Source organism: Pseudomonas sp. Pse79, from assembly GCF_024519615.1.
GTDB classification, from domain to species: domain Bacteria; phylum Pseudomonadota; class Gammaproteobacteria; order Pseudomonadales; family Pseudomonadaceae; genus Aquipseudomonas; species Aquipseudomonas veronii.
This window is the reverse complement of record NZ_JALJRR010000021.1, coordinates 21,366-39,081: the sequence shown is the minus strand read 5'-3', so window position 1 is coordinate 39,081 and position 17,716 is coordinate 21,366. Positions and strand designations below refer to the sequence as shown.

Annotated in this window: 17 protein-coding genes; 11 read left to right on the top strand and 6 right to left on the bottom strand. The window is 62.8% G+C overall.

The window, feature by feature from the left end:
• Positions 1 to 21 precede the first annotated feature (21 nt).
• Positions 22 to 774, bottom strand: a complete 753-nt coding sequence (locus NR164_RS22955; RefSeq protein WP_017845801.1) for a thioesterase II family protein — start codon at positions 772 to 774, stop codon at positions 22 to 24.
• A 303-nt stretch (positions 775 to 1,077) separates the two neighbouring features.
• On the opposite strand from NR164_RS22955, the gene NR164_RS22950 reads away from it, so the two are divergent.
• The gene (locus tag NR164_RS22950) at positions 1,078 to 1,629 is read left to right on the top strand and encodes an RNA polymerase factor sigma-70 (RefSeq protein WP_017845800.1); all 552 of its coding nucleotides are present in this window, start codon (positions 1,078 to 1,080) and stop codon (positions 1,627 to 1,629) included.
• A gap of 36 nt (positions 1,630 to 1,665) precedes the next feature.
• On the opposite strand, the gene NR164_RS22945 is transcribed toward NR164_RS22950, so the two are convergent.
• Positions 1,666 to 2,454, bottom strand: a complete 789-nt coding sequence (locus tag NR164_RS22945) for an ABC transporter substrate-binding protein (RefSeq protein WP_026139881.1) — start codon at positions 2,452 to 2,454, stop codon at positions 1,666 to 1,668.
• A 92-nt stretch (positions 2,455 to 2,546) separates the two neighbouring features.
• The gene (locus NR164_RS22940; protein WP_046382540.1) at positions 2,547 to 3,170 is read right to left on the bottom strand and encodes a TetR/AcrR family transcriptional regulator; all 624 of its coding nucleotides are present in this window, start codon (positions 3,168 to 3,170) and stop codon (positions 2,547 to 2,549) included.
• Positions 3,171 to 3,324: 154 nt separating this feature from the next.
• Between NR164_RS22940 and NR164_RS22935 the strand changes: the two genes are divergently transcribed.
• The 7 genes from NR164_RS22935 to NR164_RS22905 all read left to right on the top strand — a co-directional run bounded on the left by NR164_RS22935 (position 3,325) and on the right by NR164_RS22905 (position 12,007).
• Entirely contained in the window at positions 3,325 to 5,103 is a 1,779-nt protein-coding gene (locus tag NR164_RS22935) for an acyclic terpene utilization AtuA family protein (protein ID WP_256823301.1), read from the top strand.
• Positions 5,104 to 5,178: 75 nt separating this feature from the next.
• Complete coding sequence (gene atuC / locus NR164_RS22930; protein ID WP_256823300.1) at positions 5,179 to 6,795, top strand: geranyl-CoA carboxylase subunit beta; 1,617 nt, start codon at positions 5,179 to 5,181, stop codon at positions 6,793 to 6,795.
• A 415-nt stretch (positions 6,796 to 7,210) separates the two neighbouring features.
• The gene (atuD, locus tag NR164_RS22925) at positions 7,211 to 8,368 is read left to right on the top strand and encodes a citronellyl-CoA dehydrogenase (protein ID WP_256823299.1); all 1,158 of its coding nucleotides are present in this window, start codon (positions 7,211 to 7,213) and stop codon (positions 8,366 to 8,368) included.
• Positions 8,365 to 9,132, top strand: coding sequence for an enoyl-CoA hydratase/isomerase family protein (locus NR164_RS22920; protein ID WP_046382536.1), 768 nt, complete (start codon positions 8,365 to 8,367; stop codon positions 9,130 to 9,132). Before atuD ends, NR164_RS22920 begins: the two co-directional genes overlap by 4 nt.
• Positions 9,129 to 11,042, top strand: coding sequence for an acetyl/propionyl/methylcrotonyl-CoA carboxylase subunit alpha (locus tag NR164_RS22915; protein WP_306218228.1), 1,914 nt, complete (start codon positions 9,129 to 9,131; stop codon positions 11,040 to 11,042). Before NR164_RS22920 ends, NR164_RS22915 begins: the two co-directional genes overlap by 4 nt.
• A 73-nt stretch (positions 11,043 to 11,115) precedes the next feature.
• On the top strand, positions 11,116 to 11,658 hold the full coding sequence (locus NR164_RS22910) for an exonuclease domain-containing protein (protein ID WP_079444445.1): 543 nt from the start codon (positions 11,116 to 11,118) through the stop codon (positions 11,656 to 11,658).
• A gap of 64 nt (positions 11,659 to 11,722) precedes the next feature.
• A complete protein-coding gene (locus tag NR164_RS22905) occupies positions 11,723 to 12,007 on the top strand; it encodes a pyrimidine/purine nucleoside phosphorylase (RefSeq protein ID WP_017849400.1) in 285 nt (94 codons plus the stop codon).
• A 62-nt stretch (positions 12,008 to 12,069) separates the two neighbouring features.
• Here the strand turns inward: NR164_RS22905 and NR164_RS22900 are convergent, their stop codons facing one another.
• On the bottom strand, positions 12,070 to 12,876 hold the full coding sequence (locus NR164_RS22900; RefSeq protein ID WP_046382533.1) for an MOSC domain-containing protein: 807 nt from the start codon (positions 12,874 to 12,876) through the stop codon (positions 12,070 to 12,072).
• Between the two features lie 39 nt (positions 12,877 to 12,915).
• On the bottom strand, positions 12,916 to 13,851 hold the full coding sequence (locus NR164_RS22895; protein WP_046382532.1) for a chemotaxis protein CheV: 936 nt from the start codon (positions 13,849 to 13,851) through the stop codon (positions 12,916 to 12,918).
• Between the two features lie 551 nt (positions 13,852 to 14,402).
• Here NR164_RS22895 and NR164_RS22890 point away from each other — a divergent pair.
• The 3 genes from NR164_RS22890 to NR164_RS22880 all read left to right on the top strand — a co-directional run bounded on the left by NR164_RS22890 (position 14,403) and on the right by NR164_RS22880 (position 16,681).
• Positions 14,403 to 14,852: a hypothetical protein gene (locus NR164_RS22890; RefSeq protein ID WP_169865368.1), complete on the top strand. Its 450-nt coding sequence runs from the start codon at positions 14,403 to 14,405 to the stop codon at positions 14,850 to 14,852.
• A gap of 279 nt (positions 14,853 to 15,131) precedes the next feature.
• Positions 15,132 to 16,025, top strand: coding sequence for a sensor histidine kinase (locus NR164_RS22885; protein ID WP_046382531.1), 894 nt, complete (start codon positions 15,132 to 15,134; stop codon positions 16,023 to 16,025).
• A complete protein-coding gene (locus tag NR164_RS22880) occupies positions 16,022 to 16,681 on the top strand; it encodes a response regulator transcription factor (RefSeq protein WP_017849395.1) in 660 nt (219 codons plus the stop codon). Before NR164_RS22885 ends, NR164_RS22880 begins: the two co-directional genes overlap by 4 nt.
• Here NR164_RS22880 and yegS read toward each other — a convergent pair.
• Positions 16,640 to 17,560: a lipid kinase YegS gene (yegS, locus tag NR164_RS22875; RefSeq protein ID WP_046382530.1), complete on the bottom strand. Its 921-nt coding sequence runs from the start codon at positions 17,558 to 17,560 to the stop codon at positions 16,640 to 16,642. The genes NR164_RS22880 and yegS overlap by 42 nt on opposite strands.
• Between the last annotated feature and the right edge of the window lie 156 nt (positions 17,561 to 17,716).

The following is a 17,716-nucleotide window of genomic DNA, read 5'->3' as shown; positions in this document are numbered from 1 at the left end:
TACGGGAAAATCGGGAAGGGTTCAGCCGGCGGTCAGTCGCCGCGCCGCGCCATTGCGCCAGCGCGCCAGGTGTTCCTCGGCGTAGCGCCGCACACAGCGCAGCACCGCGCTTTCGTGCTGCACCAGAAAGAAGTGGTGGCCGTCGAACAGGTCCAGGGAAAAACCGCTGGCGGCGTCTGCCTGCCAGTCGAGTAACTGGTCGGCGCGCACGCTGTCCTGCTTGCCGCCGAACACATGGATCGGCATGCCCAGCGGCTCGCGTCGGCCATAGGCGAAGCTGCCGCACAACAGGAAGTCGGCGCGCAGGATCGGCAGCATCAACTGCATCAATTCGCGGTTGGCCAGGGCTGCTTCGGCGGTGCCTTGCAGGTCGCGCAGGCGGGCGATCAGTTGCTCATCGGTCTTTTCGCGGGCGTACTCGCTGACGTCGCGCCGCGCCGGGCCGGCGGTGCCGGACGCAAACAGTGCCAGCGGCGCAGGCACGTTGCGCGCTTTGAGCGCGTGCGCCAGCTCGAACGCCAGCAGGCCGCCAAGGCTGTGGCCGAACAACGCGTAGGGGCCGTTCAGGTCACGACTGATTTCATCCGCCAACTGCGCGGCCAAGGCGCCGATGTCGCGTTGCAACGGCTCGTCCATCCGCATGCCACGCCCTGGCAACTCCAGCGGGCACACCTGCAACCAGTCCGGCAGAACACGCCGCCAACGCACGTACACCATGGCGCTGGCCCCCGAATAAGGCAGGCAGAACAGGCGCAGTCGAGTCGGCGCGCTCATCGCTCGACGCCCCCCATCTGAAACGCGCCATATGCACGATAAAAACCCATCTCGCCCTCCTGCGGGTGCTGATCCTTGGCCGTTTTACCAACGAACCTGTCACCCAGAAGAACGGACGGCGTCGCCAAATAATTAGTCGTCGAGGACGAGCGAGACGGGGTTCACACCTTCAGCCCACGAACAAAATCAGTCAGACTTCTCATTTGACAATAATTATCATTCAGCATAATTTGTTGCCCGATGTGTAGGAGGCCTCAGCACGGACGCCCTCCCCTAACCTCTTTTGCGATCAAGGTGATTTCCATGACGGAACAAGTATCCACAGGCAGGTGCGACTCACCGCTGCTCCAGGCATTCGTCGATAATCGGCTGATTCTGGTAAAGATCGCAGCACGTATTACCGGCTGCCGCTCCCGGGCCGAAGACGTCGTGCAGGATGCCTACTTCCGGCTGCAATCGGCGCCGACGATCACCTCATCGTTCAAGGCGCAATTGAGTTATCTGTTCCAGATCGTGCGCAACCTGGCGATCGATCACTATCGCAAGCAGGCCCTGGAGCTCAAATATTCGGGGACCGAAGAGGAAGGCTTGAATGTGGTGATTCAGGGCGCGTCACCGGAAACTTCGCACATCAATTTCAACACCCTGGAGAACATCGCCGACGCCCTGACGGAACTGCCCCAGCGCACCCGCTATGCGTTCGAGATGTACCGCCTGCACGGCGTGCCGCAAAAGGACATCGCCAAGGAACTCGGCGTCTCGCCGACCCTGGTCAACTTCATGATTCGCGATGCGCTGGTGCATTGCCGCAAGGTGTCGGGCAGTCACAGCGATACATTTGCACGGCGGCTCTGAAACTCGCCCCGGCGCGAAGCCTGGTCTCCCGAAACCTCAGGGCACCGCCGTCACATCGATGCGATAGGGCTCGAATATCTTCAACAGCTCGCCGTCATCGCGCAAACGTTTGAGCAGGCCGGCAAACGCTGCGCTGCTGATCGGCGCCTTGGGCCGCAGCAACGCATAGTGATGGTACACCTGGTCGACGCGCTCCGAGATCAGGAACTGGGCGGCCATGTCGACGTTGCGCGCCAGAAAATCACTCAGGTACGAGCGGGTCACCAGGGCGATATCGGCGCGACCGCGCGCGACCATCAGCAGGTTGCTGTCATGGGAGTAGGTCAACGTCGCGTTGAAGTGCTCGGCCATGAACTTGGGGTCGGCATTGAAGTTGGCGAAGGCGTAGTGATAACCGCTGAATACCGCCAGGCGCTTGCCGCCAAGGCTGGTGAAATAATTCTGGTCGCGATCGGGCTCACGCTGGGCGACGAAGATTTCGGCATCTTCCAGGCCCATGTCGACCGTGGTGTGAGGAATCTTCTGCCAGCCCCAGTCGGGGTTTTCGAAAATCGCCACGTCGACCCGGCCCTGCTCGAAATCGCGAAAGCGTCGCGGGATCGAGGTCGGCACCAGCACGAACTGATAGTCGGTTTGCGAGGCGTTCAGGGCTTCGACCAACTGCGGCAGCAATCCGGTGTCGGCGCCCTGCTCGGGGCGCACGGTGTACGGCGGAAAATGCGCAGCGCCGATCCTCACCAATTGCGCAGCCGAAGCCGGCATCCACGCAACGGTGCCCAGTGCCCATAAAGTAAGTCCTGCAGCCAGTCGCCATGGCGAAAACATTAAGGCACACACCGTTTAACCTGCTGATGGCAATAAGCTAGGCGTTTTTGTCTGGCGAGACAACTTCCACCGGAAAATTAATAGCTTGCGCCTCAATCAGCCTTCAAAACCATCAACAACGCCTCTTCGGCCAACTGCTCGAGGGTCAAGCTGCCCTCGGCGCGGAACCAAGTGGTGGTCCAGGACAAGGCACCGGTGAGGAAGCGCCGGGCGATAAACACATCCCCCTTGATATAGCCGGCGGCCTTGGCCTCGCCCAGCACCTGCAGCCAGATCGCTTCATAGACATCACGCAAGGCCAGCACCTGGGCCTGGCCCTCGGCCGACAGCGAACGCCACTCGTACACCAACACCGCCATGGCTTCGCCGCTGCCGCCCATGATCGACTGCAATTCGCAGCGAATCAGCGCCAGCACGCGCTCGCGCACCGTGCTAGCCTCTTCCAGCGACGCACGCATCAGCGCAGTGTTGTAGCGGATGGTTTCTTCCATCACCGCGCGCAGGATCTCGTCCTTGCTCTTGAAGTGATGAAAGATGCTGCCGGACTGGATGCCCACGGCACCGGCCAGGTCGCGCACGGTGGTGCGCTCGAAGCCCTTGTTGCGAAACAGGTGAGCCGCGGTTTGCAGCAACTTGCCCCGGGCACTGTCGGGGTCGGTCAATTGGCCGCCGTCGACCATGGCGCGCATCACCCGCAGGGCTTTGTGCTCATCCATGCTGCTCTCCTTTACGTCTGCTGACATCTTGGCCGGCAATTTAGGCCGTGCCTGCCAGCCAAGCAAGCGCTTGGCTGAAAACTTGTGTCCGGAGTTTACAAACCAAGCGCTTGCTTGGTAGTCTCGTCGCCAGCCATTCGAGGAAGGATTTCTCATGAGCAAGACGGTTCGCATCGGCTGCGCCAGCGCCTTCTGGGGCGACACCTGCACCGCCGCCGCCCAGTTGGTACACGGCGGCAAGCTGGACTATCTGGTGTTCGACTACCTGGCGGAAGTCACGATGTCGATCCTCGCCGCTGCGCGGATCAAAGATCCCCAGGCCGGCTACGCCACGGACTTTGTCGAGGTGCTGTCGCCGCTGCTGGCCGAGATCCAGCGCCAGGGCATCCGTGTGATCAGCAACGCGGGGGGCATCCACCCCCAGGCCTGCGCCGCCGCCCTGCAAGCGGCCTGCGACGCGGCGCAACTGCCGCTGAAAATCGCCGTGCTGCTGGGCGATGACCTGCAGCCCCAACTCAAACACCTGCGCGGCAGCGTCGACATGTTCAACGGCGCGCCGCTGCCGCCGCTGTGCGTGTCCGCCAATGCCTACCTCGGCGCGCCGGGCATTGTCCGCGCGCTTGAGCTGGGGGCGGATATCGTCATCACCGGGCGGGTGGTCGACAGCGCGGTGGTCAGCGCCGCGTTGGTGCATGAGTTCAACTGGTCATGGCAGGACTACGACCGCCTCGCCCAGGCCGCCCTGGCCGGGCATATCGTCGAATGCGGCGCGCAGTGTACCGGCGGCAACTTCACCGACTGGCGCGACGTACCGGATTACGAGCACATCGGTTTTCCCATCGTCGACGTCAGCGCCGACGGCCAGTTCACCGTGAATAAAGTCGCGGGCAGCGGCGGGTTGATCAGCGAGCTGAGCGTGGCCGAACAACTGCTCTACGAAATCGGCGACCCGCGCGCCTACTTGCTGCCCGATGTGATCTGCGATTTCAGCCAGGTCAAATTGCAGCAGCAAGGCAAACACAGTGTGCGTCTGCACGGTGCCAAGGGTTTGCCGCCGACCGCTCAATACAAAGTCAGCGCCACTTACCCGGATGGCTTTCGCTGCACCGCCAGTTGCCTGATCGCTGGGATCGACGCGGTGGCCAAGGCCGAGCGGGTCGCCCAGGCGATTATCGACAAGACGTCGGAGCTGTTCAGCCAGCGCGGTTGGGCGCCCTACACCGAGGTGAACATCGAACTGCTCGGCAGCGAAGCCACCTACGGCGCGCATGCGCGACGCCGGGACTGCCGCGAGGTGGTGGTGAAGTTGGCGGTGCGCCACCCGAGCAAGCCGGCGCTGGTGCTGTTCGCCCGCGAAATCGCCCAGGCCGCCACCGGCATGGCACCGGGGCTGACCGGCATCGTCGGCGGGCGGCCGACGGTGTATCCGTTGATTCGACTGTTTTCGTTCCTGATCGATAAATCGTCCTGTGAGCTGGCGATTGATTTGCAGGGTGAACGCCACGCTTGCGCGCTTCCGGCCAGCCACGCACTGGGCACGCCGGCCGCCGCCCTCGAACCGCCCAAACCCCAAGGCCGCGCCGATGCCAGCGTGCCCCTGGTGAAACTCGCGGTGGCCCGTTCCGGCGACAAGGGCAACCACAGCAACATCGGGGTGATTGCCCGCGACCCGGCGTACCTGCCGTGGATCGCCGAAGCCCTGACCCCGGCCGTGGTCGTCGACTGGATGGGCCACGTGCTCGACCCGGTCCACGGTCGCGTCGAACGCTGGTACCTGCCCGGCAGCCACAGCCTCAACTTCCTGCTGGAAAACGCCTTGGGCGGCGGCGGCATCGCCAGCCTGCGCATCGACCCGCAGGGCAAGGCGTTTGCCCAGCAGTTGCTGGAAATCCCCATCGCCGTGCCGCAACACATCGCCGATCAACTCACGTAAAGGAGCGTTGCCGTGGCCTTCGACTCGATCTTCAAAGCCGACCTGCCGGATGTCCTCAAAGGGGAGTCATAAACCATGCCGGTGATCGAAACCCTGATCGACGCCCACAGCCCAGACTTCGTGCGCAACCGCGAAGCGCTGCTGGCGAGCCTGCAGCAACTGCGCCTGTTGGAGCAGAACCTGTTGAGCAAGGCGCAGGAAGCCAAGCCCAAGTTCGACAAACGCGGGCAATTGCTGCCGCGTGAACGCCTCAACCTGCTGCTGGACCCTGGCGCGCCGTTCCTGGAACTGGCCAGCCTGGCCGGCTACAAACTCCATGACGACAAGGACGGCAGCGCCGCCGGCGGCGGGTTGATCGCCGGCATCGGTTACGTCAGCGGCGTGCGCGTGCTGGTGGTGGCGAATAACAGCGCGATCAAGGGCGGCACCATTTCCCCCACGGGCCTGAAGAAATCCCTGCGCCTGCAACAGATCGCGATGGAAAACCAACTGCCGGTGGTGACCCTCGCCGAAAGCGGCGGCGCCAACCTCAACTACGCGGCGGAGATTTTCGTCGAAGGCGCGCGCAGCTTCGCCAACCAGGCGCGCATGTCGGCCATGGGCTTGCCGCAGATCACCGTAGTCCATGGCTCGGCCACGGCGGGCGGCGCGTATCAGCCGGGGCTGTCGGATTACGTGGTGGTGGTGCGCGGCAAGGCCAAGCTGTTCCTGGCCGGCCCGCCGCTGCTCAAGGCCGCGACCGGCGAAGTCGCCACCGATGAAGCACTGGGCGGCGCCGAGATGCACGCGCAAATCGCCGGCACCGCGGAATACCTGGCGGAAAACGATGCCGACGGGGTGCGGATCGTGCGCGAAATCGTCAGCCTGCTGCCGTGGAACGAGCGCCTGCCGTCGATGCCCAAACGCACGTATGCCGAGCCGCTGTACCCCATCGACGAACTGCTCGGGCTGATCCCCGACGACCCGAAAAAACCCTACGACGTCCGCGAAATCCTCGCACGCCTGGCCGACGGTTCGAATTTCCTCGAGTTCAAGGGCGAGTTCGACGCACATACCGTGTGCGGCCACCTGCACATCCAGGGCCGCGCCGTCGGCGTGATCGGCAATAACGGCCCGATCACGCCCAAGGGCGCCAGCAAGGCCGCGCAATTCATCCAACTGTGCGACCAGAGCCGCACGCCGCTGCTGTTCCTGCACAACACCACCGGCTTTATGGTCGGCACCGAGGCGGAACAGCAAGGCGTGATCAAGCACGGCGCGAAGATGATCCAGGCGGTGGCCAATGCCCGTGTGCCTAAACTCACCGTGGTGGTCGGCGGCTCCTACGGCGCCGGCAACTACGCCATGTGCGGCCGCGGCCTCGACCCGCGCTTCATCTTCGCCTGGCCCAACAGCCGCACCGCCGTGATGGGCGGCGCCCAGGCCGGCAAAGTACTGCGCATCGTCACCGAAGCCAAACAACGGAAAGACGGCCTGACCCCCGACCCCAAGATGCTCGACATGCTGGAACAAGTCACCGCACAGAAACTCGACAGCCAATCCACCGCACTGTACGGCAGTGCAAACCTATGGGATGACGGCCTGATCGACCCACGGGATACCCGCACGTTGCTGGGCTTCCTACTGGATATCTGCCAGGAAGCCGACATACGGACGTTGCAACCGAACAGCTTTGGCGTAGCACGGCTCTAAAGTCATCAAGACAACAAAACCCTGCTGTTGCTCTGCTGTTGCTCTGCTTTTGATCTTGATCTTGATCTTAGGCGCCCCGTCAAACCACGCTGGCCGAACGCAGGCTTGAATCCGAGTGGTGGGGCAAGAGCCCTTTTGGTTACTTTTGGGCTCTTTTCCAAAAGTGACCCGCTGTAAGAGCGGAACCCATAGCAGCCGTTACCAAAGAAACGGATATGTACTCAACCCAAAAAAATGGTCGGCCAAGAGGCCGCCATCGGGGGCAAGCCCCCTCCCACATTTGGAGCGAGGTGAGCCCAATTTCGAGCGAGGTGAGCCCATTGGATATCTACCCGCTGTAAGACCGCCAGCAAACCAGCTCCCACAGATGGAGCCATGCACACCCGAAGAACGCCCACACGGAGAACAATAAAAAATGATCTTCACCCAGGAACACCAGGCACTGCGCCGCACCGTCCGCGCCTTCGTCGACCGCGAGATCAACCCCCACGTCAACGAATGGGAAAAAGCCGGCCGCTTCCCCATCCACGATATCTTGCGCAAGGCCGGCGACCTCGGCCTGCTGGGCATCTCCAAACCCGAGCAATTCGGCGGCATGGGCCTGGACTACAGCTACTCCATCGTCGCCGCCGAAGAATTCGGCAGCATCCGCTGCGGCGGCATCCCCATGTCCATCGGCGTACAGACCGACATGTGTACCCCCGCCCTCGCCCGCTTCGGCTGCGACGCACTGCGCGAAGAATTCCTGCGCCCGGCCATCAGCGGCGAGCAAGTCGGTTGCATCGGCGTCTCGGAAGCCGGCGCCGGTTCCGATGTGGCCGGGCTGAAGACCCAGGCACGCAAGGACGGCGACGACTACGTGATCGACGGCAGCAAAATGTGGATCACCAACTCGCCGAGCGCCGACTTCATGTGCCTGCTGGCCAACACCTCCGACGACAAGCCGCACCTCAACAAGTCGCTGATCATGGTGCCGATGAACACACTGGGGATCAGCGTCAGCCCGCCCTTGGAAAAACTCGGCATGCACAGCTCCGAGACCGCCCAGGTGTTCTTCGACGGCGTGCGTGTGCCGCAACGCAACCGCATCGGCCATGAAGGTGCGGGGTTCATGATGCAGATGCTGCAATTCCAGGAAGAACGCCTGTTTGGCGCGGCCAATATGATCAAGGGCCTGGAGTCCTGCATCGACAGCACGATCGAATACTGCAAGGAGCGCCAGACCTTCGGCAAAGCGCTGATCGACAATCAGGTGATTCACTTTCGCCTGGCCGAACTGGCCACCGAAATCGAATGCCTGCGCGCCCTGGTCTACCAGGCCACCGAGCAGTACATCAAAGGCCAGGACGTGACGCGCCTGGCCTCCATGGCCAAGCTCAAGGCCGGGCGGCTGGGCCGCGAAGTCAGCGACAGTTGCCTGCAATACTGGGGCGGCATGGGCTTTATGTGGGACAACCCGGTGGCCCGCGCCTATCGCGATATGCGCCTGGTGTCGATTGGCGGCGGCGCCGACGAAATCATGCTGGGCATCATCTGCAAACTGATGGGCACCCTGCCGGGGAAAAAACCATGAACACCCTGCTGCTCGAACCCCATAACGGGGTGCTGCACATCACCCTCAACCGTCCGCAAAGCCGCAACGCGATGAGCCTGGAGATGGTCAATGAACTGCGCGCGGTGCTGGCGCAGTTGGACGATCAGGTGCGCGCGCTGGTGATCAGCGGCGCGGCCGGGCATTTCTGTGCCGGGGCGGATGTGAAAGACCTGCTCGGCGCCAGCGACAAGGCGCAATTGCAGACGCTGAACCGCGCGTTCGGCACCTTGCTGCAGGAAGTTGAAGCCGTGCCCCAAGTGGTGATCGTGGTGCTGCAAGGCGCGGTGCTGGGCGGTGGCTTTGGTTTGGCGTGCGTCAGTGATATTGCGCTGGCTGATCACCAGGCGCAGTTCGGCTTGCCCGAGACCAGCCTGGGCTTGCTGCCGGCGCAGATCGCGCCGTTTGTGGTCAAGCGCATCGGTCTGACGCACGCGCGCCGGCTGGCGCTGACGGCGGCGCGGTTCGACGGGGTCGAGGCTGAGCGCTTGGGCGTGGTGCATTTTGTCGAGCGCGATCCGCAGGCGTTGGCCGAACGCCTGGATGAAGTGCTGGGCCAGGTATTGCGTTGCGCGCCGGGGGCGAATGGGCGGACCAAGGCCTTGCTGCTGGCCAGCGCGGAGCAACCGCTGGGGCCGTTGCTGGATCAGGCCGCCGCGTGGTTCGCCGAGGCGGCGACGGGCGAAGAAGGGATCGAAGGCACCCAGGCCTTTGTGCAACAGCGCAAGCCACGGTGGGCCGAATGAACAAGATCCTGATCGCCAACCGCGGCGAAATCGCCTGCCGCATCCAGCGCACCGCCCAGGCCTTGGGCTATCGCACCGTAGCGGTCTACAGCGACGCCGACGCCCAGGCTGCGCACGTGCAGATGGCCGACGAAGCCGTGAATATCGGCCCGGCGCCGGTGCAGCAGTCCTACCTGAATATCCCGGAGATTCTCAGCGCAGCCCAACGCACGGGTGCCGACGCGGTCCACCCCGGTTATGGCTTTCTCTCTGAAAACCCCGATTTCGCCCGCGCCTGCATAAACGCCGGGCTGACCTTCATCGGCCCCAGCGTCGAGGCCATCGAACTGATGGGCAGCAAGCGTCGGTCCAAACTCGCCATGCTCGAGGCCGGTGTCCCGTGCATCGCCGGCTACCAAGGCAGCGCCCAGGACGACGCCACGTTGCAAATAGAAGCTGAACGCATCGGCTTCCCGCTGATGATCAAGGCCAGTGCCGGCGGCGGCGGCCGAGGTATGCGCCTGGTGCATCAGCGCGAACACCTGCAAGAGCAACTGCGCAGCGCCCGCTCCGAAGCCCTGAATGCATTCGGCAGTGACGAACTGATCCTGGAACAGGCGCTGATCGAACCGCGCCACGTCGAAATCCAGCTGTTCGGCGACAGCCACGGCAACCTGATCCACCTCGGCGAACGCGACTGCTCGGTCCAGCGCCGCCATCAGAAAATCATTGAAGAGGCGCCCTGCCCGGTGATGACCCCGGCCCTGCGCCAGGCCATGGGCGACGCGGCGCTGAAGGCCGGGCGTGCGGTGAATTACGTCGGTGCCGGGACGGTGGAGTTCCTGCTCGACCGCGACGGCCGGTTCTACTTCCTGGAGATGAACACTCGCCTGCAAGTCGAACACCCGGTCACCGAACTGATCAGCGGCCTCGATCTGGTCGACTGGCAACTGCAAATTGCCGCCGGCCAACCGCTGCCGTTACAGCAAGCGCAGGTCAGCCTCAGCGGCCACGCCATGGAAGTGCGCCTGTACGCCGAAGACCCGGCCCAGGGCTTTCTGCCGCAAACCGGTGCGGTGTTGCGCTGGGAACCGGCCGCGGGCGTGCGGGTCGACCACGGGGTTCTCGAAGGTCAGCGCATCAGCCCGTTCTATGACCCGCTGCTCGGCAAGATCGTCGCCCATGGCGCCACCCGCGAGGAGGCGCGGCGCAAGCTGCTGCGCGCCGTGGAGGACACGGTGCTGCTGGGCGTGGCGAGCAACCAGCAGCTGTTGACCGACCTGCTCAAGCACCCGAAGTTTATCCACGGCGACTTCAGCACCGCGTTGATCGCCGAACACTTCAGCGAGATCCGCCGCCCCCGCGCATCCGCCGAACAGCTGGCCCTGGCCGCCGCGCTGTTTTATCAACACAGCGCTCAGGCCCATGCCCCGGCCTTATCAGGGTGGCGCAACGGCGCTGACGTGCCGTGGAGCTATCAGTTGGCCGTCGACGATGCGGTCCAGGACATCACGGTCAGCGTCCTGGCCGACCATCACCTGCAGGCCAACGGCATCGACATCCGCCACCTCAGCAGCGACGGCCGCTGGGCCACCGCAGTGATCAACGGCATCCGCCGCCGCAGTGCCTACCACCTCGACGGTGCCCAGCTGTGGCTACCGGGCGTGAGCGTGACCAACCGCACCCACCACGTTGCCAACCGCCAGCCCCCAACCGGCGGCGGCAGGGTCGAGGCGCCGATGGACGGCGCCATCGTCGATGTGCGCGTGCGCGCCGGTGAACGCGTCACTCAGGGGCAACTGCTGCTGGTGCTCGAAGCGATGAAAATGGAGCATCCGCTGAAGGCCGGCATCGACGGTGTGGTCAAGGCCGTGCAGGTCATGGCCGGCGATCAGGTGCGCAATCGCCAGGTGTTGCTGGAGATCGAATAAAGCCTGGGCGGAACTACGCGGCCGGGCTACGCTCTATCCCCATCAGGACGGGAAGAGTACGGGAACCTGCACGATGCCTCATTGGCTGATTATTGACCTTGAAGCCACAACGGATGACGGCGGCTGGCCCGTGACGGAGATGGAAGTCATCGAGATCGGCGCAAGCCTGGTCAACCGCCAGGGCCGCGAGTTGGATCATTTCCAGCGTTTTGTGCGACCGCAGCGGCGTCCATTGCTGACGCCCTTCTGCCGCAAGCTGACCCATATCACCCAGGCGAACATGGACAGCGCCGCGCCTTTCGGCGAAGTGTGGGCGCTGTTCGAGCGCTGGCTGGGCCAGCATCAGGCACACCTGGAAGGTTGGGCCAGCTGGGGCGACTACGATCGCCAGCAGCTCGAGCTGGAGTGGCAGCGCCATGGCCTGAGCAGCGCGCTGGCCCAAACGCCCCATATCAACCTCAAGCAACGCTTCGCCAAGGCCCGGCGCCTGGACAAGCCAACGGGGCTCAATAGCGCCCTGCAATTGGCGGGAATGCAGTTCAATGGCCAGCAACACCGGGCGCTGGAAGATGCGCGCAACACCGCACGCCTGTTACCGCTGATTTTGCCGGTCTAGGCAGCTCCCTTGCCCTTGGGCATACTGGCCGACCTTTCCAGACCCTTTTTCCGAGGATTCGCCCATGTTTAAAGTCAACGAGTACTTCGACGGCACCGTCAAGTCGATCGCTTTCGGCACCGCAGAAGGTCCGGCGACCATCGGCGTCATGGCCCCGGGTGAATACGAATTCGGCACCGCCCAGCGTGAAATCATGCACGTGGTATCCGGCGCCCTGACCGTCAAGCTGCCCGACAGCAGCACCTGGGAAACCTTCGCCGCCGGCAGCCTGTTCCACGTTCCGGCCAACAGCAAGTTCCAGCTGAAGGTCGCCGTGGACACCGCTTACCTGTGCGAATACCGCGGCTAAGCAATTCCCGCGCGAAAAAAATGCCCGTCTCGCAGGAGACGGGCATTTTTTTTGGGGGCGCATTATTCGAGGACAGTCACCGGCATGCCCACTTCCAGGCGGCCCACGCCATCGTTGACCAGGTTCTGGCCGAACATCGCGCCGTCTTCGGTCTTGCGATAGGCCTCCAGCGTCACGAAGGGTTCGCGGTCGGCACTGCGCTCGCCGGTCTGCGGGTCGATGGTGGTCAGAATGCAGCGTGAGCACGGCTTGACCACGCGAAACTCGACATCGCCGATGCGCAGGCGTTTCCAGCCGTCTTCGGCGAACGCATCGCCACCGTCGATCACCAGGTTGGGGCGAAAGCGCAGCATTTCCATGGGCCGACCGACGTGCCGGGACAGGTCGTCCAGGGAGGCCTGGCCGATCAGCAGCAACGGGTAACCGTCGGCGAACGCGACCTGATCATCGTCCTTGCCATAACCGGCTTGTGTGGTGCGCGCGCGCTCCAGCGGGATGTGGACCAGCCGCGTTGGCTTGCCGATAAAGTCGCTGACCCAGGCGGCGGCGGCATCGCCCGCATCCGGCACGCGCAAGGTGTCGCGCCAGATGGTCACACCGCGCAGTTCAGCCTCGCTGCCGGGCAACGCCACGTCCAGCGCTGCGTAGCCAGGCGAACTGAGGGTCAGGCCACCGCTGCGGTTCCACAGCGCCGACAGCTGGCTCATCGTCGCCACGGCGCGCTGCGTCAAGAAACGCCCGCTGGCTTCGTCCACCAGCATCCAGCGTCGATCGCCATCCAACCCGAGCTTGTCCAGGCCGATCTGCTGCAACGTTTCGGCCTTGCCGGATTTCAAAGGGTAACGGTACAGCGCGCTGAGACGGAGCATGAGCCTGCATTCCTGAGGGGCAAAACCGTCACCCTAAGGTCAAGCCGGCGCTTCGTCCAGCATCAGTCGCTGACGCACCACATCCACCAGCTTGTCCGGCTGGAATTTGGACAGGAAGTTATCGCACCCGACCTTCTTCACCATCGACTCGTTGAAACTGCCCGACAGCGAGGTGTGCAGCACCACGTACAGCTCACGCAGGCGTGGGTCATTGCGGATCTCGGTGGTCAGGCGGTAGCCGTCCATCTCAGGCATTTCGGCGTCGGTGAAGATCATCAGCAATTTGTCGGTCATCACCTGGCCGCTGTCGGCCCAGGCCTTGAGCATGTTCAGCGCCTTGAGGCCGTCACTGGCGATGTGCATCTTCACGCCCAACTGGCCCAGGGTGTCGCGCAACTGCGACAGCGCGACATTGGAGTCGTCCACCAGCAGCACTTCACGGCCACGGGCGCGCTCCAGTATCGGGTCATCGAGTTTATCGCGGGAGACCTTGGCGTTGTATGGCACGATCTCGGCGAGGACTTTTTCCACGTCGATGATTTCCACCAACTGGTCATCGACCTTGCTGATGGCCGTGAGGTAGTGCTGGCGCCCGGCGCTGGTCGGCGGCGGCAGGATGGCTTCCCAGTTCATGTTGACGATGCGATCGACACCGCCCACCAGGAACGCCTGCACCGAGCGGTTGTACTCGGTGACGATGATGGTGCTGTTGGGCCCCGGCACCAGCGGGCGCATGCCGATGGCCTGGGACAGGTCGATCACCGGCAGGGTCTGGCCCCGCAGGTTGACCACGCCGCACACAAACGGGTGGCGCTGAGGCATCAGGGTCAGCTTGGGCAGTTGCAAGACCTCCTGCACCTTGAACACGTTGATCGCGAACAGCTGCCGCCCGGCCAGGCGAAACATGAGAATCTCCAGGCGATTCTCACCCACCAATTGTGTGCGTTGATCTACCGTGTCGAGAATGCCGGCCATTAAAAGCTCCTGATATGCGCGCAGGTCGCGCTAAGGGATTATGCGGTTCGCTAAGCTTGTTATCGGCGGCAAGCGCCAGACCTTGACCCCTGTAAAATGCCACGCAAATCCATTGATGTCACACTGACATCATGCTTTACTGCACAGGCCTCTTCATTGGGCAGAATAGCAACATTGCGCGACATTCAAATCGGCGCAAGGTTCCGCTGCGTAAGGGATTCCCCTAGGCACAATCAGGCCCAACCTGATATTCGCGATATCTAATTGCCATTAATGTGACGCCATTCTCATTGCATGAATGGAGTCAGGCTTTTGTTTGCCATCGTAAGCCCAAGGCCCGCGGGCCTTCCGGACACTCACCTGTCGGCAATCGAAGTTGCGCAATCGGCCCCGATGACGAGGGCAGTGCGCGCCTCGCATGATCATTCAAATAAACGTCCTACTAAAGTCTCAGAAGCGCCCTACAGATTTCAGTCATCTTTCAGCGGTAGTTTTACGCTATTCACGCAGTGCGACATCTCATCGCCCGACCGTATGCTGTGGAGACTTGCATGATGAATAGCGCGAACGAGTGGCAAACCACACTTCCCGAATTCCTGCTAGAGGCCGAAAAGCTGCTGAGAAAGTCGGAAGAGTGCTTGAGCCATCTGCATTTGATTCGTAATGACAGCGATGCCATCGACTGCATGAAGTTCAGCCTCACGGCGCTCGCCGAAAAGGCCGATGATCTGGCTCTGCAGGCGATCAGCGAGTTCTCGCGACATATCCAAGACCTGATTGCCAACGCGCAGAGCCCTTTGCAACTGCACGATCAGGCCCTCGATGCCTTGAACAACTGCCTGACGTTACTGGCGTGGCAACTGGAGTTGATCGACACCCGCACCGGTGAGTTGAGCCTGGATGAAAGTGAACAAACCTCACTGATTGCGACGGTCACTCTCCAGATCCCGCAGAAGGACTTCACCAATAAGCCGCAACAGCGTCTGCACCACGTTTCATGAATGACTGCGCCGTTAAGCACTAAGGTGTCGCTTTCACCCAGCGTCTTGCCCAAAAACGACAAGAATAACTAATGTGCCCTGCAATAAGTGGCGACAACCAAGTTGCCCGCGCTATAAAGCCAATCCATACAAAACAACCGCCAACATATAACTATTCTTAATAGGCATGCCCCCACACCGTGCAAATGACGCCTGGCGACCAACGGTAAGCAAAGTGGTACCATGCCGCCCTCGAAGTGACCTAACGTCATGATGCATAAAACGTGAAAAGCATCCGCTATGTACGCCAGCCTCAAGTCACTCCTCGTCAAATCCGCTTCCCGCAGCAATGCCCGTCGACTGGTTCTCGTGTTGTGCCTGTGCTCACTGCTGCTGGGGCTGTGGGCCTACGCTCGCTCCACGCCCTTGCCATTGATGGTGTTGCTGATCAACGTGGCCACCCTGGTGCTGGTGGGCCTGCGGCAGTGGAACTCACGTAAATCGATCAAGTTCCAGCCCCAGGAACTGGCCGATCGCCTGCTGCAAGTCCAGGAAAACGAGCGGCACCGCCTCAGCCGAGAGCTGCACGACGATATCGGCCAATTGCTCACCGCCGCCAAGCTGCAAAGCGAATGGCTCAAGCGCCGCCTGCCGGAAGACCTGCAGGGCCAATGCACAGTGCTGTGCAACACCCTGAACGAGACCTTGGCCAAGGTGCGCGACGTGTCCGCCATTCTCAACCCGCGTCAGTTGGCCAGCCTGGGCCTGGAAGCCAGCCTGCGCGCGCACCTGCTCAAGACCCTGGGAAACACCTCGATTCATTGGAGCCTGGAATGCCAGCAACGGCTGACCGGCATTCCCGAAGAAATGGCCGTGGCCGCTTTTCGCATCACCCAGGAAGCGGTGACCAACATGCTGCGCCATGCCCAGGCGCAAAACCTGCTGGTTCGCCTGCAACGCCTGCCCCAGGGCCTGTCGCTGTTTATCAGTGATGACGGCCAGGGCTTTTCGCCCGCCAGCAACCCAGGCCTGGAAGGCCAACGGGGCATGGCGGGCATGTCCGAGCGGATTGATCAACTGGGGGGCACCTTGTCCGTCAGCAGCCAGCCAGGCAAAGGCACGCGGATCGACGCACTTTTCCCCTGGGCGCCGCGCGCCCTCGAACGGGCCAGTCCCCTGAAGGTTCTCGAGTGACCCGCACTTTACTCCTGGTGGATGACCACGCACTGATCAGGGCCGGCGTCCGCGCGCTGGTCCTGGACATTCCCGGCTACACGGTGATTGGCGAAGCCAGCGATGGCGCGCAGGTGCTGGAAACATTCAGCGCCCTGCTGCCGGATATCGTGCTGCTGGACCTGTCGATGAAACACACCGGCGGCCTGGATGCGTTGCACCAGCTCAAGACGGCCTACCCCAAAAGCAAGGTGCTGATCCTGTCGATGCACACCGACCCGGAGCTGATCATGCGAGCCCTGGAGGCCGGCGCCCATGGCTACCTGCTCAAGGACACCAGCGCCAACGAACTGGAGCAGGCACTGCTGGCGCTGAGCAATGACGAGCGCTACCTGAGCCCGGCGATTGCCCACACCGTGATCAGCCAGGCGCTGGTACGCAATCAGGCCCCGTCCTCCCCGGTCGTCCACAACCACAACCTCACCGCTCGCCAGTTGGAAATCCTGCGCCTGGTGGTGCGTGGCAAATCCACCCGGGAAATCGCCCACGGCCTCGGGTTGAGCATCAAGACCGTGGAAGCCCACCGCTCGCAAATCATGAAGCGCCTGCAGATTTTCGATGTGGCGGGCCTGGTGTTATTTGCCGTGCGCGAGCAGATCATCAGCCTGGACGACTAAGGGCGAACCCGGCGGCAGATGGACGCGCAGGGCCTTGGGCACGACCTCGAAATGCAGGTCATCGCCTTGCAGCGGTTCGCCATCCAGGTTGATATACAAACCTTGCGCCACCTTGATCTTGACCCACGGCAGGCGCGCGCGGACAAACATGGTGTCCAGGCCCCAGCCATTGTTCATCAGTTCACGCAGGGTGCCGACCACTTCCTGGGGGGCCGGCAAAATGCTGATGTCCAGCAGCCCATCGTCCGCCAGTGCGTCGGGGCACAGCACATGCCCACCGCCTGCCTGGCGGCCGTTGCCGATGCCCAGCGCGAGCAGCTCGCCTTTCCAATGGAAATCCGGGCCTTCCAGCTCGCCATACGCGGCCTTCAACTCACTGAAGCGCGACAAGCCGGTGAACAGATAGGCCGCGCCGCCCAGCACTTTCTTCAGTTCTTCGGAGGTATTGGCGGTGACCTGGCTGCCGAAGCCGCCAGTGGCCATGTTGAGGAATACTTGCCCGCCGACGCGGCCGAGATCGATCGCCCTGGCCGGCACATCCAGCAACGCCAGGGCCTGATCGGGCTGCAGCGGCACACCGGCGGCGCGGGCAAAATCATTGGCGGTGCCCAACGGCATCAGCACCAGGCTCGCGTCGGTCCCGGCCTGGGCCATCGCCTCGGCCACATCGCGCAAGGTGCCGTCACCGCCGCCGGCAATGATGTGCGTGTACCCGCCGTCCAGGGCCTCGTTGACCAGCCGCTGCGCGTCGCCGCCCTCCCACGTCACCCGCACCGCCAGCTCCCAGCCCTGCTCACGCCGAGCCAGCACGGCAGCGCGCACGTCCTCGTTGAGGGCTTGCTTGCCGTGGAGGATCAACAGGGCTTTGTGGGTGGTCATGGGGGGAGCTCTCCTGGGGTCAAAGGTGCTTGAAGGATGTTGACCTTTGAGGAGATAAAAAAAGCCATCGGGTTTGCAATTTAATTGGCCAGAGGCGACGCCAGGCTGCTTTCCTGTAAGCGCGGGCAAGCCAGCGCCTACAGTTGGATCGCTAGA

Coding starts and splice junctions, on each gene's coding strand:
- NR164_RS22955 (WP_017845801.1), bottom strand. CDS start 774: ATGAGCGCGCCGACTCGACTGCGCCTGTTCTGCCTGCCTTATTCGGGG.
- NR164_RS22950 (WP_017845800.1), top strand. CDS start 1,078: ATGACGGAACAAGTATCCACAGGCAGGTGCGACTCACCGCTGCTCCAG.
- NR164_RS22945 (WP_026139881.1), bottom strand. CDS start 2,454: ATGTTTTCGCCATGGCGACTGGCTGCAGGACTTACTTTATGGGCACTG.
- NR164_RS22940 (WP_046382540.1), bottom strand. CDS start 3,170: ATGGATGAGCACAAAGCCCTGCGGGTGATGCGCGCCATGGTCGACGGC.
- NR164_RS22935 (WP_256823301.1), top strand. CDS start 3,325: ATGAGCAAGACGGTTCGCATCGGCTGCGCCAGCGCCTTCTGGGGCGAC.
- atuC (WP_256823300.1), top strand. CDS start 5,179: ATGCCGGTGATCGAAACCCTGATCGACGCCCACAGCCCAGACTTCGTG.
- atuD (WP_256823299.1), top strand. CDS start 7,211: ATGATCTTCACCCAGGAACACCAGGCACTGCGCCGCACCGTCCGCGCC.
- NR164_RS22920 (WP_046382536.1), top strand. CDS start 8,365: ATGAACACCCTGCTGCTCGAACCCCATAACGGGGTGCTGCACATCACC.
- NR164_RS22915 (WP_306218228.1), top strand. CDS start 9,129: ATGAACAAGATCCTGATCGCCAACCGCGGCGAAATCGCCTGCCGCATC.
- NR164_RS22910 (WP_079444445.1), top strand. CDS start 11,116: ATGCCTCATTGGCTGATTATTGACCTTGAAGCCACAACGGATGACGGC.
- NR164_RS22905 (WP_017849400.1), top strand. CDS start 11,723: ATGTTTAAAGTCAACGAGTACTTCGACGGCACCGTCAAGTCGATCGCT.
- NR164_RS22900 (WP_046382533.1), bottom strand. CDS start 12,876: ATGCTCCGTCTCAGCGCGCTGTACCGTTACCCTTTGAAATCCGGCAAG.
- NR164_RS22895 (WP_046382532.1), bottom strand. CDS start 13,851: ATGGCCGGCATTCTCGACACGGTAGATCAACGCACACAATTGGTGGGT.
- NR164_RS22890 (WP_169865368.1), top strand. CDS start 14,403: ATGATGAATAGCGCGAACGAGTGGCAAACCACACTTCCCGAATTCCTG.
- NR164_RS22885 (WP_046382531.1), top strand. CDS start 15,132: ATGTACGCCAGCCTCAAGTCACTCCTCGTCAAATCCGCTTCCCGCAGC.
- yegS (WP_046382530.1), bottom strand. CDS start 17,560: ATGACCACCCACAAAGCCCTGTTGATCCTCCACGGCAAGCAAGCCCTC.